This is a genomic window from Sphingopyxis sp. GW821-FHT02C12 (genome assembly GCF_059421785.1).
The window spans coordinates 1,227,908-1,242,043 of the sequence record NZ_JBWKVQ010000001.1 but is presented as its reverse complement, the minus strand read 5'-3'; the positions used below and the strand labels follow the sequence as shown (position 1 = coordinate 1,242,043).

Sequence of the window (14,136 nt, the reverse complement as noted above, 5' to 3'; positions counted from 1 at the left end):
GCGGCACCGGCCCGCTCCTCCACCGTCAGTCAAAAAAATCAGCAAAAAGGGCCGCCGGGGGCTGGTACCCCGACGACCCTTTTGCGGCCGGCGAACCCGAAGGCCCGCCGGTCCCCCCACCCTGTCGAAACTTACTGGTAGTTGGCGGTGACGTTGAACGTCCCCGAATAGTCGCCCGCGGTCTGGTTGGCGCCGACGCTCAGCGTGCCGCCGACCTGAAAGCTGCCGCCCGTCGCGCTCAGCGTGACGTTGCTCGCCGAATAGGACAGCGACGAGGTCATCGTGCCGCCGAGCGAACCGTTGAGCGTCACCGACGAATCGCCGCCGACCAGCACCACCGCACCCGAGGTGCCGGCGATGTTGAAGTTCGCGGCGGTCGTGGCGCCGGTGCAGGTCAGCCCCGAACCGCAGGTCGCGGCACCGGCGGTCGACACCACGACGGTCGAAGCGGTCGCGCCGCTGATGACCGTGGCATATTGCAGGTCGCTGGTGTTGGTGAGCGTGATCTGGCGGAGGATCTTCGCCTTCGCCGTCCCGGTGGCCGATGCCGCCTGTGCCGCCGAAGCGTTCATGGCGAGAGCGGCAATAGCGGCACCCATAAGGGCGCGCTTCAGTGCAATGTTGCGCATAAGTTTTTGGTCCCTTGGTCAATCGGAAGCGATTGGAAATCCCACCCCATCGCTGTCGCCCTTCTACCGACGACCGGTTCAGCTTTTGCCCAACAACCATGGTTAATGACGCATTAGGGATTGGCCCGCATTTCCGGTGGAAAGCAGGCGAAATCAGCGTCTTGGCGCAAAATTAGCGGGACGGTGGGGACCGTCTTTTTCCTATAACGGCCCGCTTCGGTACAAATTAAGCCCGGTCCGACAAAATCGATTCGAACCGCAGAATCGGATTCGCGCAGAAGACACCAAGGACGCAGAGCGGCTAAGCGGCCCGATTGCTCGGCGCACTCCGCGTCCTCTGCGCGAATCCCTTCACGCCTTCGGTAGCAATCAGATCGATTCGCCGGAGAGCCGCTGGCAGATCATGTCGAGCTGGTCGAGCGACGCGAACTTCAGCGTCAACGCCCCCTTGCCGTCGCCGGCATATTGGATGCCGACGCCGATACCGAGCAGCTCGGACAGATGCCGCTCGACCGCGACGATGTCGGGATCGCGATTGCCGTCCATGCTCTTATATTCGAGCGGCGCCTTGCGCCCGCCGCCCTTGCCGGCGCGTACCAGCGCCTCGACCGCGCGCACCGACAGCCCGTCCTTGACGATCTTGCGCGCGAGGCCCTCGGCGCCCTCGGCGCCGATCAGCGCGCGCGCATGCCCCATCGCGAGGCTGCCGTCGCCGACGAGGTCCTGTACCGCGCGCGGCAGCTCGAGCAGGCGCATCAGATTCGCGACATGGCTGCGCGACTTGCCGACCAGCCGTGCCAGCGCATCCTGGCTATGCCCGAAATCCTCGATCAGCTTGCGATAGGCCCCCGCCTCTTCGATCGCGTTGAGGTCCTGGCGCTGGATATTCTCGACCAGCGCGATTTCGTAAGTCGCCGCATCGTCGAGTTCGCGCACCAAGGCCGGAATCTGGTGCAGCCCGGCGCGCTGCGCCGCGCGCCAGCGCCGTTCGCCCGCGACGAGCTGATAGCCGTGCCCATCCGGCGCCGCGCGCACGATGATCGGCTGCAGCAACCCGCGCGCGCTGATCGAATCGGCGAGTTCGGCAATCGCATTTTCGTCGAAATGGCGGCGCGGCTGGCCAGGCAGCGGGCGAATGTCGCTCACCGCGACATGCTGCACCGATTCGCCGCTCGCCGGCGCGGGCGACGCCCCGCCGGGGCTGGCGAGCACCGGCGCCTCGACCGCGGCATCGCCGAACAGCGCGTTCAGCCCGCGCCCCAGCCCCGACGGCCGCTTCTTCACCGGAAGCGCGCCAGAAACGCCAGTTTCGTCTTGTTTATCAGCCATTTATGCAGCCTTGCGGACGTTGGGCAGGCGATCGATCAGCTCGCGCGCCAGCGCGATATAGGCCGCCGACCCGGCGCAGCGATGGTCATAGATCAGTGCCGGCAGCCCGTGGCTCGGCGCCTCGGACAGCCGCACATTGCGCGGGATCACCGTTTCGAACACCACCGGGCCGAGCACTTCGCGGACATCGTCCGATACCTGATCGGTCAGCCGGTTGCGGCGATCGAACATCGTCAGCGCGACTCCCAGGATCGTCAGCCGCTGGTTGAATTTGCCGCGCACCCGCTCGACCGTGGTGAGCAGCTGGCTCAGCCCCTCGAGCGCGAAAAATTCGCATTGCAACGGCACGATCAGCGATTCGGCGGCGATCAGCGCGTTGAGCGTCAGCATCCCCAGCGACGGCGGACAATCGATCAGGCAGATGTCCCACTGCCCCGCTTCGGCGTCGGTCATCGCCTGCTGCAGCTTGTGCAGCCGGTCCTTATATTCGATCAGCTCGATCTCGGCGCCCGACAGGTCGACCGTCGCGGTGACGATGTCGAGCCGCGGCACCGCGGTCGGGATCGCGCATTCGGCCAGCGTCGCTTCGCCGCGCAGCAGGTCATAGCTCGACAGCGTGCGCCGCGCCTGCCCGATGCCCAGCCCGGTCGAGGCATTGCCCTGCGGATCGAGGTCGATGATCAGCGTGCGCCAGCCGGTCGCCGCAAGCGCGGTCGCCAGGTTGATCGCGGTCGTCGTCTTGCCGACCCCGCCCTTCTGGTTCGCCACGGCAATGCGGATCATCGCTTTCCTCGCTGTTGCGCCGCGATTTGGCCCGATCCCACCAAAATCTGGCTATCGGCATCGGTGCGGCTCTGTTCCACGTGAAACATTCTCTGCCACGCCGGCGGCAGCAACGCCAGTTCCTTAACCGCGTTTCGCCCCTTTGGCAGCAGCCAGCGCGTCGATTCGGTGGAAAAACGCGCGGATAAGTCGATCAGTCTGTCGAGCGGCGCAAAGGCCCGCGCGCTGATCGTCCCTGCGGGCCGCGTTGCCACCTTCTCCAGCGGCGCCTCGGCGACCTCGACATGCCCGAGCCCCAGCTCGCCCGCGACATCGCGCAAGAATTCGCACCGCCGCTTGCGCGATTCGACGAGCAACATCGGCCGCCCGGACAGGATCGCGACCACCAACCCCGGCAACCCCGGCCCGCTCCCCAGATCGACCCAAAGCCCCTCGCCATCCCGATCGAGCGCGAGCAACTGCGCGCTGTCGGCCACATGCCGCACCCACAAAATCGGGATCGTCGACGCCGCGATCAGATTCTGCCGGTCATTCTCGTCCACCAGCATCGCCGCAAACCGCTCGAGCCGCGCCCATTGCGCGGCGGTCGGCGAGAAAGCCTTCGCAATCCAGCCGCGTGCCTCGTCCTCACTCGCCAAAATCCCGTCAGGGGAAGTCACCAGTCACCACCTTCATTCGTCATTCCCGCGAAAGCGGGAATCCAGCTTTGCGCCTTAGCGCCCTTGCGCGATGTTTTGAAAGCCTCACGCTCCAAAGCATTCGGCCGATTGCGAACCTCGACCATCCGTGCGATCTTTCCACCCATGGGCATTTCGGCAACCATAGTCCCGATATTCATTTTATGGTCTGCATCATTTGCCGACCCGCCGGAGAATCTCGGGGTCACCAGCCCCGAAATTGCATCTCGGAACATTGTGCAGTGCGGCGCACGGGCCGTCGAAGTCCGCTACGACGACGACCTGGACGAGCTGAGCGGCTTCTCACAGTCCCCTACCCTCATCGTTCAGGGAGCGACCGAGGAACAACTGGCATGCATAGACAGGGCTGTTGGCTTTTACGATGTCGAATTGCCGCCCGAGCTACAAAAGGGCTTCGACGCAATAAGGCTGGCGCAATATATGACCGCCTATCGTGAACGAGCCGCAGCGTCGCTGTCGGCGCGAGGCCTGCTAGATAAGGTACCAAGGTTTCGCGCCGGAGAAATGGATGAGGTGACATTCTCCCGGCAATTGGAAGCCGTCTGTGGTCCCGCTGCTGCAGGAGCACTACAATCATCCTATGGTCCCCACGTCATCAGTCCCGAATGGGCGAGCAAACTACGGCTACCAACCGGGCTGGACGAAGAAGACGCGATCTCCTGTTTGCTGGCGGCCGCGTCCACCGCTGACTTCGAATTGAACCTCATCGGAAATGAAAGCATTTCCCAATAGGAAATCGGTCTATCGAAGCGGACTTTAACCGGGTCGGCTTCAAGCCGCGCGCCGCTTGCTATGCACCAGGATCGCGGTCAGCGCCGCCGGGGTCACGCCGTCGATCCGACCCGCCTGCCCCAGCGTCTCGGGCTGCGCCTTGGTCAGCCGTTCGACCATCTCGCGCGACAGCCCGCCGATCGCGGCATAATCGAGCGCCGGGTCGAGCAATATCGCCTCATTCGCCGCCAGCGACCGCAACTCGGCCTCCTGTCGCGCGATATACGGCGCATAATGCGCATCCTCGGCCAGCTCGGCGAGCAGCCTTTCGTCGATCGCCGCCAGTTCGGGCGCCAACAGCGCCAACATCACCATCGTCACTTCGGGAAAGCGCAGCAGATCGATCCGCCGCCGCGCCGCGCCGTCACCGGGCAGCGCCAGCCCGATCGCCGCATAATCGGCACTCGTCACCGGCGCTTCGAGCAAGGCCACTGCCCGCGCGCGCACGGCCATCCGCGCGTCGAACAAAGCCGCGATCGCCGGCCGCACCAGCCCCAGCGCGATCCCCTTCGGGGTCAGCCGCGTCGCGGCATTGTCGGCGCGCAGCCGCAGCCGATATTCGGCGCGCGCGGTGAGCATCCGGTACGGCTCGCTCACCCCCTGCAGCACCAGATCGTCGACCATCACCCCGATATAGGATAGGGACCGGTCGAGGATCAGCGGATCGCGCCCCTGCACAGCAAGCGCCGCATTCGCCCCCGCGATCAACCCCTGTGCCGCCGCCTCCTCATAACCGGTGGTGCCGTTGATCTGCCCCGCGCACCACAGCCCACCGATCGCGCGGACCTGCAACGTCCGGTCGAGCGCGCGCGGGTCGATATGGTCATATTCGACCGCATAGCCCGGCACGACCATCTCGACCGTCTCAAGCCCCGCCATCGTGCGCAGCATGGCCAGCTGCACATCGGCGGGGAGCGAGGTCGAAATGCCGTTCGGATAGACCAGCACCGAATCGAGTCCCTCGGGCTCGAGAAACACCTGATGCCCGTCGCGGTCGGCGAAGCGGTGGATCTTGTCCTCGATCGACGGGCAATAACGCGGCCCTGCCGCGCCGATCGCCCCGGTGAACAGCGGCGAGCGGTCGAGATTCGCCGCGATGATCGCGTGGCTCTCGCTATTGGTGCGCGTGATCGCGCAGAAAATCTGCGGCACCGTCCGCGCACTGTTCCACGTGGAACAGGTCCAGCTTGCGCCCTCGACGCTGTCCGACGGCTGCTCATCGAGCCGCACCCAGTCGATCGTCCGTCCATCGAGCCGCGGCGGCGTCCCGGTCTTGAGCCGCGCCATCGGCAGATTTGCGCGGCGCAACTGTTCGGCCAGCCGATGCGCGCCGGCCTCGCCGATGCGGCCGCCCTCCATCCGTTCCTCGCCACGGAACAGCCGACCGCCGAGGAAGGTCCCCGTCGCAAGCACCACCGCCCCCGCCACCAGCTTGCTCCCGTCGCCGAGTTCGAGCCCCGCGACCGACGCGCCATCGTCGGACAGGGTCAGCGCCGCCGCTTCGCCTTCGACAACGGTGATGCCCTCTTCGGCGGCGAGCAGGTCCTGGATCGCCTGCCGGTATAATTTCCGGTCGGCCTGGATACGCGGCCCCTGCACCGCCGCGCCCTTCGACGCGTTGAGCATCCGGTAATGGATCGCGGCGGCATCGGCCGCGCGCGCCATCCATCCGTCGAGCGCATCGACCTCGCGCATCAGATGCCCCTTGCCGAGCCCCCCGATCGCCGGATTGCACGACATCGTCCCGATCAGCGCCGGATCGAAACTGACCAGCGCAACCGACGCGCCAAGTCGCGCCGCGGCGGCGGCGGCCTCGGTCCCGGCGTGCCCGCCGCCGACGACGATGACATCATATATTGCGCTGCTGTGCATGATTGTGGCGGCGCATAGCCGAAACTGCCGGTCAAATCCATCTGGTCTTCGACCACCGATCGAGCGCCGCAAGATACATCGATGGAAGAGCCGTCACCGCCCCTCGTCCCCCCGGACTTGATCCGTGGTCCATTCTCGCAGCGTCGAATATGTGGATCCCGGATCAAGTCCGGGATGACGGCGAAATAGATCGCTGTTCCACGTGGAACATCACTTCCCGATGCAGAATCGTCCGAACAGCGTATCGAGCATTTCCTCGACCCCCGCCCGTCCCGTGATCCGGTCGAGCGTCCCGCCCGCGAGCCGCAATCGTTCGGCGAGCAGGATCAGGTCGCCCGCCTCGCGCGACCCGGGCACAACCTCCATCCAGCCCTTCGCCTCGGCGAGCGCCTCGCGCTGGCGCCGGCGCAGCGCCGCCTCGCCCTCGCGCGGCAACAAGGTCCGCGCCATCTCGACGATCATGCGGTGAAGCCGGTCCATCCCCTCACCCGTCGCCGCCGACAATATCAGGTCGCAGCGCGCGGCCTCCGCTTCCGCCGCGGCATCGCCGCGCCAGCGGTCGGCCTGCGCCGCGATCAATATCCCGCGCGCATGCTCCGGCGCCTCCTTCGGCGGCCCCAGCCACAGCAAGATATCCGCCGCCTCGACCGCCGCCTTCGCGCGGTCGATACCGATCATCTCGATCGCGTCGGCACTTTCGGCGCGCAGTCCCGCCGTATCCGAAAAGCGCATCGCGATCCCGTCGAGCGCCAGCGCGGTTTCGATCACATCGCGCGTCGTCCCCGCCACCGGCGACACGATCGCCAGCTCGCGCTTGGCTAATGCATTGATAAGGGTAGATTTCCCGGCATTGGGCGGTCCCGCGATGACGACCGACAGCCCCTCGGCGATCACCTCCGCGCCAGGCCGGACCAGCCAGCCATCGAGCTCGGCGGCGAGCATCTTCATCCCTTCGCCTAGGCGATGTGCGCAATCATCGTGAAGTTGCACATCCTCCTCATCACCGAAGTTCAGCTCGGCCTCCGCCGCCGCCATCAGCCCGAGCAACCGGTCCTGCCAGCCCTCGACCGCGCGCGACACATGCCCGCTCGCCATCCCGAGGGCCTGTTTCCGCTGGCTCTCGGTCTCCGCCGCAAGCAGGTCGGCAAGCCCCTCGGCTTCGGCCAAATCGATCCGCCCGTTGAGAAATGCGCGCCGCGTAAACTCGCCCGCCTCGGCCGCGCGGAGCCCCGGCATCGCCGCGAGCGCCGCCTCCACCACCGCGACCACCGCACGACCACCGTGCAGGTGCATCTCGGCCAGATCCTCCCCCGTCGCGGTCGCTGGTCCGGGAAACCACAGGACCAGCGCGCGATCGAGCGCGGCGCCGTTCATATCTTTCAGCTCGGCCAGCACCGCGCGCCGCGGCTCGGGCAATCGGCCCGCCAGTGCCGCAAGGGATGCGCCCGCTCGCGGCCCGCTGACGCGCACGACCGCGATCGCTGCCGGCGGCATCCCGCTCGACAGCGCAAAGATCGTGTCGCTGCTTCCGTCTTGGTTCAGCTCTTGCGCCCCCGCGCCGGCTTGTCGTCGCCATCGACGCTATCGGCCGATTTGCCCGCGCCGCCCATCAATCCGCCGCCGAACTGGCTCATCAGCGATTGGACCAGCCCGAGTCCGCTTTCGCCCATCGGCACCCAGCTCTTGACCATCGACTGGACCATGTCGGGAGTGATCCCCTTCGCCATCAATTCCTTGACGCGGCCGAGGTAGATGGCGTGCAGCGGCTCGAGATCGGGCAGGCCGACGAGCCGCCGCGCTTCCTCGGGGGTGCAATCGATCTCGATATTGAATTTCATCGTCCGTCTCCGCCCCGAAAAAACCGCGAACCGCGCTTGAGCCGCGCCGCTGCGCCCGCTAGCTTCGCGCTTTCACCGCCAAGAAGCAAGAGTCACAGGAGAGTCCCCCATGTCCGCGACCAACAACAGCATCCCCGCGCTCGACGGCGAGGGGGACATCCCCGCCTATGTCGCGCGGCCCGACGCCGACAGCTCGCGCGCGATCATCGTCATTCCCGAAATTTTCGGCGTGAACGCCGGCATCCGTAAGAAATGCGATGACTGGGCCGCCGAAGGTTATCTGGCGATCGCGCCCGACATCTTCTGGCGCTTCGCCCCCGGCGTCGAACTCAACCCCGATGTGGAAGCCGAATTGCAGGAAGCTTTCGGCTATTTCGGCCAATATGACGCCAATGACGGGGTCAAGGACATCGAGGCCGCGATCCGCTGGCTCCACGGCCAGGGCGCGTCGAAAGTCGGCGCGGTCGGTTTCTGCCTCGGCGGCCGCCTCGCCTATATGGTTGCCGCACGCACCGACGTGAATGCGTCGGTGGGCTATTATGGCGTCATGATCGACCAGATGCTGAATGAAAGCCACGCGATCGCCCATCCGCTGATGCTCCATATCCCGACCGAGGATCATCTCGTCGACCATGACGCGCAAAAGGTGATCCACGAAGGGCTCGACGCGCATCCGAAGGTGACGATCCATGATTATCAGGGCCTCGACCATGGCTTCGCGGCGACGATGGGCAATCGCCGCAACGAGGCCGGCGCGCAGCTCGCCGATGGGCGCACCAAGGCCTTCTTCGCCGAGCATCTGGCATGAGCGCGCACGCCGGAGTCACCGCCTGGCACGCCTATATGGCCGGCGGCGGCGATCCGCAGGCGCTGCGTGCGATGCTCGCCGAGGATGCGGTCTTCCACTCACCCGTCGTCCACACGCCGCAGGAGGGGCGGGACAAGGTCTTCGCCTATCTCCACGCGGCGAGCCACGCACTTGGCGGCGACGATTTCCGTTATCTGCGCGAGATCGTCGATGGCGATCAGGCGATGCTCGAATTCGCGACGACGCTCGACGATATCCAAATCAACGGCGTCGACATCATTCGCTGGAACGACGACGGAAAGATCATCGATTTCAAGGTGATGGTGAGGCCCTTGAAGGCGATCAACAAGGTGTGGGAGAAAATGGCCGCGATGCTCGCCGCGCAGGCGAGCTGACGTCATGGTGCGGGTTCCGCGCTGGATCGCCATCCCCATTCTCGCCGCCGCGATCGCGCTCGCCGCCTGGTGGGGACCGGCGCACTGGACGCTGATCCTCTGGGTTCCGCTGCTCGGAATCGCGCTCTACGACGCGGTCCAGCGCCACCACTCGCTCCGCCGCAACTATCCGCTGATCGCGCGGATGCGCTGGCTGTTCGAGGCGCTGCGGCCTTTCCTCTACGCCTATATCGTCGAAAGCCCGCTCGACGGGCGCCCCTTCGCACGCACCGAACGCGACCTCGTCTATGCGCGTGCCAAGGGTGATCTCGATTCGCATCCCTTCGGCACCGAACTCGACGTCTATTCGGACGAATATGAGTGGATGAGCCACAGCATCGCGCCAACCGCCCATGGCGATCGCGGCGCGCGCGTCCATGTCGGCACCTCGCAATGTTCAAAGCCCTATCAAAGCGCGCTGCTCAACATATCCGCGATGAGCTTCGGCTCGCTCAGCGCCAATGCGATCGAGGCGCTGAACCTTGGTGCCAGGATGGGCGACTTTTATCACGACACCGGTGAAGGCGGCTTCAGCCCCTATCATCGCAAGCATGGCGGTGACATCGTGTGGGAGCTGGGCAGCGGCTATTTCGGCTGTCGTGACGACGCTGGTCATTTCGATCCCGAACGCTTTCGCGACACCGCGCAAAACGACCAGGTTCGGATGATCGAGATCAAGCTGAGCCAGGGCGCCAAGCCCGGCCATGGCGGCGTCCTTCCTGGGCCGAAGGTCAGCGCCGAGATCGCCGCGACGCGCGGCGTTCCCGAGGGCCATGACTGTATCTCACCCGCCGCGCATTCGGCCTTTTCGACTCCGGTCGAGATGCTGGCATGGGCCGCGAAGCTGCGCGACCTGTCGGGCGGCAAGCCGGTCGGGATCAAGCTCTGCGTCGGCCAGCCGCACGAAATCTATGCCGTCATGAAGGCGATGATCGAAACCGGCATTCGGCTCGATTATATCGTCGTCGACGGCGCCGAGGGCGGGACCGGCGCGGCGCCGGTTGAATTCTCGAACCGCGTCGGCATGCCGCTGCGCGAAGGCCTGATCTTCGTACGCAACGCGCTCGTCGGCTGCGGGCTCAAGGGAGAGGTCAAGCTCGCAGCATCGGGCAAGGTCCATTCGGGTGCCGGCCTCGCGGTCAATAACGCGCTCGGCGCCGACTGGTCGAACGCCGCGCGCGCCTTCATGTTCTCGCTCGGCTGCGTCCAGTCGCTGCAATGCCACACCGATCGCTGCCCGACCGGGGTCGCGACGCAGGACCCGGGTCGCCAACGCGGGCTGGTGGTCGAGGACAAGGCCGAACGCGTGCGCCGCTTCCAGGCAGCGACGGTCAACGCGCTATGGGACATTACCTGCGCGATGGGGCTCGACACGCCGTGGCAGATCATGCCGCATCATCTCCACGAACGGCTCAATTCGGCGCGCTCGGACTCGATCGACCGCATCTATAAATTCTATGAGCGCGGCGTGCTGCTGGACGATCCGGACTCGGTCGCGAGCGCCCGCTATTGGGCGATGGCACGCGCCGACAGCTTCCGCGCCGTGCTTTAGAGCAGCATCAGCGCCGCGAGTTCGCGCTGGAGATGCGGCGGCAGTCCGTCGCCCTCTCCGCCTTCGCCGATGCCGGCAGGCGCATCCTCGCCGGCCAGATAGCGCCAGCCCTGATGCGCGCGGCGGTAGGTCGGCGGCAATATCTCGAGCTGGTCCGAACACACGATGTCGAGCCGCCCATCCTTGCGATCCTCGAAACGCAGGATCGTCTGCCGCGCGACGATGCGGTGCTTGATGATCCAGTGCAGCGCGCCGCCGATCAGTTCGTCCTGCCGCTTCGGCCGCATCCGCGTCGGCACGCGCAATTCGCCCTTGTCGGCCCGCGCCGCGACGCGCCGGGCAAAGGTTTCGACATGCGCGCAGCCAACGGCGACCTTGGTGAGATGAAGGGGAGGCATGGGTCTTAAATGAGGAGAAAGAAACAAGGAACAAGAGGGCCGCCCTGTCGAGCCGCCCCCTTGGTGTCGATGACTGCTGTTACGGGACTTAGCCGAACAATGTCCCGACACCGACGGTCGGATTGATCCAACCCTCGTACATCATCTTGACGGCGACATAGATGACGAGAGCCAAGCCGATATAAGCGATCCATTTATATCGCTCGATCAACCGCGCGAGATAATTGGCGGCTACCCCCATCAACGCCACGGCAAAAATCAGTCCGACGATCATGATCCCCGGATGATCCTTTGCCGCACCGGCCACCGCCAGAACATTGTCGAGGCTCATCGAGACGTCGGCGACGCCGACAGCCCAGGCAGCAGCCCAAAAGCTTTTCGCCGGTTTGATGCCAGACGTCTCATCACCCGATATCTCGGGCGATCCGGCCGAATGTACGGCGCTGTTGTGATTGATTTCACGCCACATTTTCCATGCGACCCAAACCAACAACAGTCCGCCGATAAAGATCAGACCGACGACCTGCATGAGTTGCACAACGACCAATGCAAAGAGAATTCGCAAGATCAGCGCCGCAACGACGCCAATGATGATGACCTTGCGGCGCTGTTCGGCGGGAAGCCCAGCGGCAAGAGCGCCAACGATGATCGCATTGTCCGCCGCCAGCACCAGATCAAGACCAATCACCGTCAGAAAGGTCGAAAAGGCCGCAGGAGAGGTTATATTGCTGAAATCGTTGACAATATGCTGCCACATTTCGGCCGGCGAACCGAGGCCCTGTGCGGCGGCCGCCGCTTGCGTCAAAATATCGAATATCACAGCATGTCCCCGAAATAGCTGACCTCTGGCATAGGGTCATAAAAATGATGCAGCAATGCCCGCCACTGCTGATAGCGATCGGACTGGCGGAACCCGTCGCGGTGATCCTCGACCGACCGCCATTCGACCAACAGCAGATAAGGCTGTCCGGTTCCTGTCGGGCGGCGGATTTGCATCGAAATAAACCCAGGGGACGCGGCTATGAGTGGCCGCGCTTCGACGACGGCCGTCTCGAACGCCGCTTCGCTGCCTGCACGAACGGGAAGCAGCGCGTGTTCGATCACGGCCATCGCCCCGGCGACTTACTGGTTCATGCTGTCGAAGAAATCCTCGTTGGTCTTCGAATCCTTGATCTTGTCGAGCAGGAATTCCATCGCGTCGATGGTACCCATCTGCATGAGGATGCGGCGCAGCACCCACATTTTCGACAGCTTGTCCTTTTCGACGAGCAATTCTTCCTTGCGCGTGCCCGACTTGCCGACGTCGAGGCTGGGGAAGATACGCTTGTCGGCGACCTTGCGGTCGAGGACGATTTCGGAGTTACCCGTGCCCTTGAATTCTTCGAAGATCACCTCGTCCATGCGGCTGCCGGTATCGATCAGCGCGGTCGCGATGATCGACAGCGAACCGCCTTCCTCGATGTTGCGCGCCGCGCCGAAGAAGCGCTTCGGACGCTGCAGCGCATTGGCGTCGACACCGCCGGTCAGCACCTTGCCCGACGACGGGACGACGGTGTTGTAGGCCCGGCCGAGGCGCGTGATCGAGTCGAGCAGGATGACGACATCCTTCTTGTGCTCGACGAGGCGCTTGGCCTTTTCGATCACCATTTCGGCAACCTGGACGTGGCGCGTCGCGGGTTCGTCGAAGGTCGAGGATACGACCTCGCCGTTCACGCTGCGCTGCATGTCGGTGACTTCCTCGGGACGCTCATCGACCAGCAGGACGATCAGGTAGACCTCGGGATGATTGTCGGTGATCGCCTTGGCGATATTCTGCAGCAGCACCGTCTTGCCCGTACGCGGCGGCGCGACGATCAGCGCGCGCTGGCCCTTGCCCTGCGGGCTGACGAGGTCGATGACCCGCGCCGACTTGTCCTTGACCGTTGGATCGAGACTGTCGAGCGACAGCTTCTGGTTCGGATAGAGCGGCGTGAGGTTGTCGAAATTGACGCGGTGGCGGACGACATCGGGATCGTCGAAATTGACGCTGATCAGCTTGGTCAGCGCAAAATAGCGTTCACCGTCGCGCGGGGCACGGATTTCGCCTTCGACGGTGTCGCCGGTGCGCAGGCCATGTTTGCGAACCTGGTTCGGCGAAACATAGATGTCGTCGGGACCGGCCAGATAATTGGCCTCCGACGAACGCAGGAAGCCGAAGCTGTCGGGAAGCACCTCGATCGTGCCCGACCCGATGATTTCCTCGCCCTCTTCGGCGAGTTCTTTCAGGATCGAGAACATCAAGTCCTGCTTGCGCAGCGTCGACGCGCCCTCGACACCCAGTTCCTCGGCCATTTCGACGAGTTGGGCGGGCGATTTGGTTTTGAGTTCTTTAAGATGCATGGGATAGATTCCGGGTATGAATATAAGAAGATATGGAGACTAGTTTCGTCGCACCGGCTGGTGCCTATCCGGTCGTGGGACAACCGTTACAGATAGTTCGGCGCATCGAAGCGCCGCCCGCAGGAAACGGGGTTGATCGGCCCCTATAACCGGCTTTTGTCCAAGTCAATCGGCGCTGCGCCGCACCGATGGATCAAAAGGGGCGAACGACTGCCAGAATGACGATCACCGCGGCCGCGACGCCCGGCACCTCATTCAGCATGCGAAGCTGTTTCTCGGTCAAGGGGCGCTCACCCTTGGCGAGCTTCTTGAAATAGCCGATCATCCAGCCGTGATAGCCCGACAGCGCGATCACGATCGCGAATTTGACCAGAAACCAGCCCTGGTTCCAATAGGAACCGTTAAAGGCGAGCATCAGCCCCAGGATCCACACGACCATGATCGCCGGGTTGAGGATGATCCTGCGCAGCCGGTCCTCACGCTCGATCCATTTCGCATCTTCCTCGGACCCCACCGGACACTGGTGATGATAGACGAAAAAACGCGGCATCATGAACAGGCCGGCCATGAAGAAGATCACGAAGATGACATGCGCCGCCTTGACCCACAAGGTTGCCAATCCCAGGAAACCTGCCAGTTCCATGC

Annotated in this window: 17 protein-coding genes; 4 read left to right on the top strand and 13 right to left on the bottom strand. The window is 64.4% G+C overall.

Going from position 1 to position 14,136, the window contains the following annotated elements:
• Positions 1 to 131: 131 nt before the first annotated feature.
• The 5 genes from AC07U1_RS05895 to AC07U1_RS05875 all read right to left on the bottom strand — a co-directional run bounded on the left by AC07U1_RS05895 (position 132) and on the right by AC07U1_RS05875 (position 3,546).
• Positions 132 to 572: a DUF4402 domain-containing protein gene (locus AC07U1_RS05895; RefSeq protein ID WP_495197665.1), complete on the bottom strand. Its 441-nt coding sequence runs from the start codon at positions 570 to 572 to the stop codon at positions 132 to 134.
• Positions 573 to 998: 426 nt separating this feature from the next.
• Positions 999 to 1,958 carry a ParB/RepB/Spo0J family partition protein gene (locus tag AC07U1_RS05890; RefSeq protein ID WP_495177175.1) on the bottom strand — a complete coding sequence of 320 codons (960 nt, stop codon included), beginning with the start codon at positions 1,956 to 1,958 and terminating at the stop codon, positions 999 to 1,001.
• Positions 1,959 to 2,741, bottom strand: a complete 783-nt coding sequence (locus AC07U1_RS05885; protein WP_492735019.1) for a ParA family protein — start codon at positions 2,739 to 2,741, stop codon at positions 1,959 to 1,961.
• Positions 2,738 to 3,400, bottom strand: coding sequence for a 16S rRNA (guanine(527)-N(7))-methyltransferase RsmG (gene rsmG / locus AC07U1_RS05880; RefSeq protein WP_495177176.1), 663 nt, complete (start codon positions 3,398 to 3,400; stop codon positions 2,738 to 2,740). The genes AC07U1_RS05885 and rsmG overlap by 4 nt, the downstream gene beginning before the upstream one ends.
• Positions 3,397 to 3,546, bottom strand: coding sequence for a hypothetical protein (locus tag AC07U1_RS05875; RefSeq protein ID WP_187669112.1), 150 nt, complete (start codon positions 3,544 to 3,546; stop codon positions 3,397 to 3,399). Before AC07U1_RS05875 ends, rsmG begins: the two co-directional genes overlap by 4 nt.
• Between AC07U1_RS05875 and AC07U1_RS05870 the strand changes: the two genes are divergently transcribed.
• Positions 3,545 to 4,171, top strand: coding sequence for a hypothetical protein (locus AC07U1_RS05870; protein ID WP_495197664.1), 627 nt, complete (start codon positions 3,545 to 3,547; stop codon positions 4,169 to 4,171). The two genes, AC07U1_RS05875 and AC07U1_RS05870, sit on opposite strands and share 2 nt — an antisense overlap.
• A 39-nt stretch (positions 4,172 to 4,210) precedes the next feature.
• Here AC07U1_RS05870 and mnmG read toward each other — a convergent pair whose 3' ends face one another.
• From mnmG to AC07U1_RS05855, 3 genes are all read right to left on the bottom strand, one after another.
• Positions 4,211 to 6,082 (bottom strand): tRNA uridine-5-carboxymethylaminomethyl(34) synthesis enzyme MnmG, encoded by a 1,872-nt coding sequence (mnmG, locus tag AC07U1_RS05865; RefSeq protein ID WP_495177178.1) that lies wholly within the window; start codon positions 6,080 to 6,082, stop codon positions 4,211 to 4,213.
• Positions 6,083 to 6,292: 210 nt separating this feature from the next.
• The gene (gene mnmE, locus AC07U1_RS05860; RefSeq protein ID WP_495177480.1) at positions 6,293 to 7,597 is read right to left on the bottom strand and encodes a tRNA uridine-5-carboxymethylaminomethyl(34) synthesis GTPase MnmE; all 1,305 of its coding nucleotides are present in this window, start codon (positions 7,595 to 7,597) and stop codon (positions 6,293 to 6,295) included.
• Between the two features lie 23 nt (positions 7,598 to 7,620).
• Positions 7,621 to 7,920, bottom strand: coding sequence for a DUF6489 family protein (locus tag AC07U1_RS05855; protein ID WP_495177179.1), 300 nt, complete (start codon positions 7,918 to 7,920; stop codon positions 7,621 to 7,623).
• 109 nt (positions 7,921 to 8,029) lie between these two features.
• Between AC07U1_RS05855 and AC07U1_RS05850 the strand changes: the two genes are divergently transcribed.
• From AC07U1_RS05850 to AC07U1_RS05840, 3 genes are read left to right on the top strand one after another with little or no spacing between them, the layout of a single operon-like run.
• On the top strand, positions 8,030 to 8,728 hold the full coding sequence (locus AC07U1_RS05850; RefSeq protein WP_056341924.1) for a dienelactone hydrolase family protein: 699 nt from the start codon (positions 8,030 to 8,032) through the stop codon (positions 8,726 to 8,728).
• The gene (locus tag AC07U1_RS05845; RefSeq protein WP_056341922.1) at positions 8,725 to 9,123 is read left to right on the top strand and encodes a nuclear transport factor 2 family protein; all 399 of its coding nucleotides are present in this window, start codon (positions 8,725 to 8,727) and stop codon (positions 9,121 to 9,123) included. The genes AC07U1_RS05850 and AC07U1_RS05845 overlap by 4 nt, the downstream gene beginning before the upstream one ends.
• Positions 9,124 to 9,127: 4 nt before the next feature.
• Positions 9,128 to 10,714 (top strand): FMN-binding glutamate synthase family protein, encoded by a 1,587-nt coding sequence (locus tag AC07U1_RS05840; RefSeq protein ID WP_187139273.1) that lies wholly within the window; start codon positions 9,128 to 9,130, stop codon positions 10,712 to 10,714.
• Here the strand turns inward: AC07U1_RS05840 and AC07U1_RS05835 are convergent.
• From AC07U1_RS05835 to AC07U1_RS05815, 5 genes are all read right to left on the bottom strand, one after another.
• Positions 10,711 to 11,112 carry a DUF1489 family protein gene (locus AC07U1_RS05835; protein WP_495177180.1) on the bottom strand — a complete coding sequence of 134 codons (402 nt, stop codon included), beginning with the start codon at positions 11,110 to 11,112 and terminating at the stop codon, positions 10,711 to 10,713. The two genes, AC07U1_RS05840 and AC07U1_RS05835, sit on opposite strands and share 4 nt — an antisense overlap.
• Before the next feature lie 88 nt (positions 11,113 to 11,200).
• Positions 11,201 to 11,929 carry a YjbE family putative metal transport protein gene (locus tag AC07U1_RS05830; protein ID WP_056342864.1) on the bottom strand — a complete coding sequence of 243 codons (729 nt, stop codon included), beginning with the start codon at positions 11,927 to 11,929 and terminating at the stop codon, positions 11,201 to 11,203.
• Positions 11,929 to 12,222: an antibiotic biosynthesis monooxygenase family protein gene (locus AC07U1_RS05825; RefSeq protein ID WP_495177181.1), complete on the bottom strand. Its 294-nt coding sequence runs from the start codon at positions 12,220 to 12,222 to the stop codon at positions 11,929 to 11,931. Before AC07U1_RS05825 ends, AC07U1_RS05830 begins: the two co-directional genes overlap by 1 nt.
• Positions 12,223 to 12,234: 12 nt before the next feature.
• Entirely contained in the window at positions 12,235 to 13,491 is a 1,257-nt protein-coding gene (rho, locus tag AC07U1_RS05820) for a transcription termination factor Rho (protein ID WP_056341910.1), read from the bottom strand.
• A 193-nt stretch (positions 13,492 to 13,684) separates the two neighbouring features.
• Positions 13,685 to 14,134, bottom strand: coding sequence for a CopD family protein (locus AC07U1_RS05815; RefSeq protein ID WP_495177182.1), 450 nt, complete (start codon positions 14,132 to 14,134; stop codon positions 13,685 to 13,687).
• Between the last annotated feature and the right edge of the window lie 2 nt (positions 14,135 to 14,136).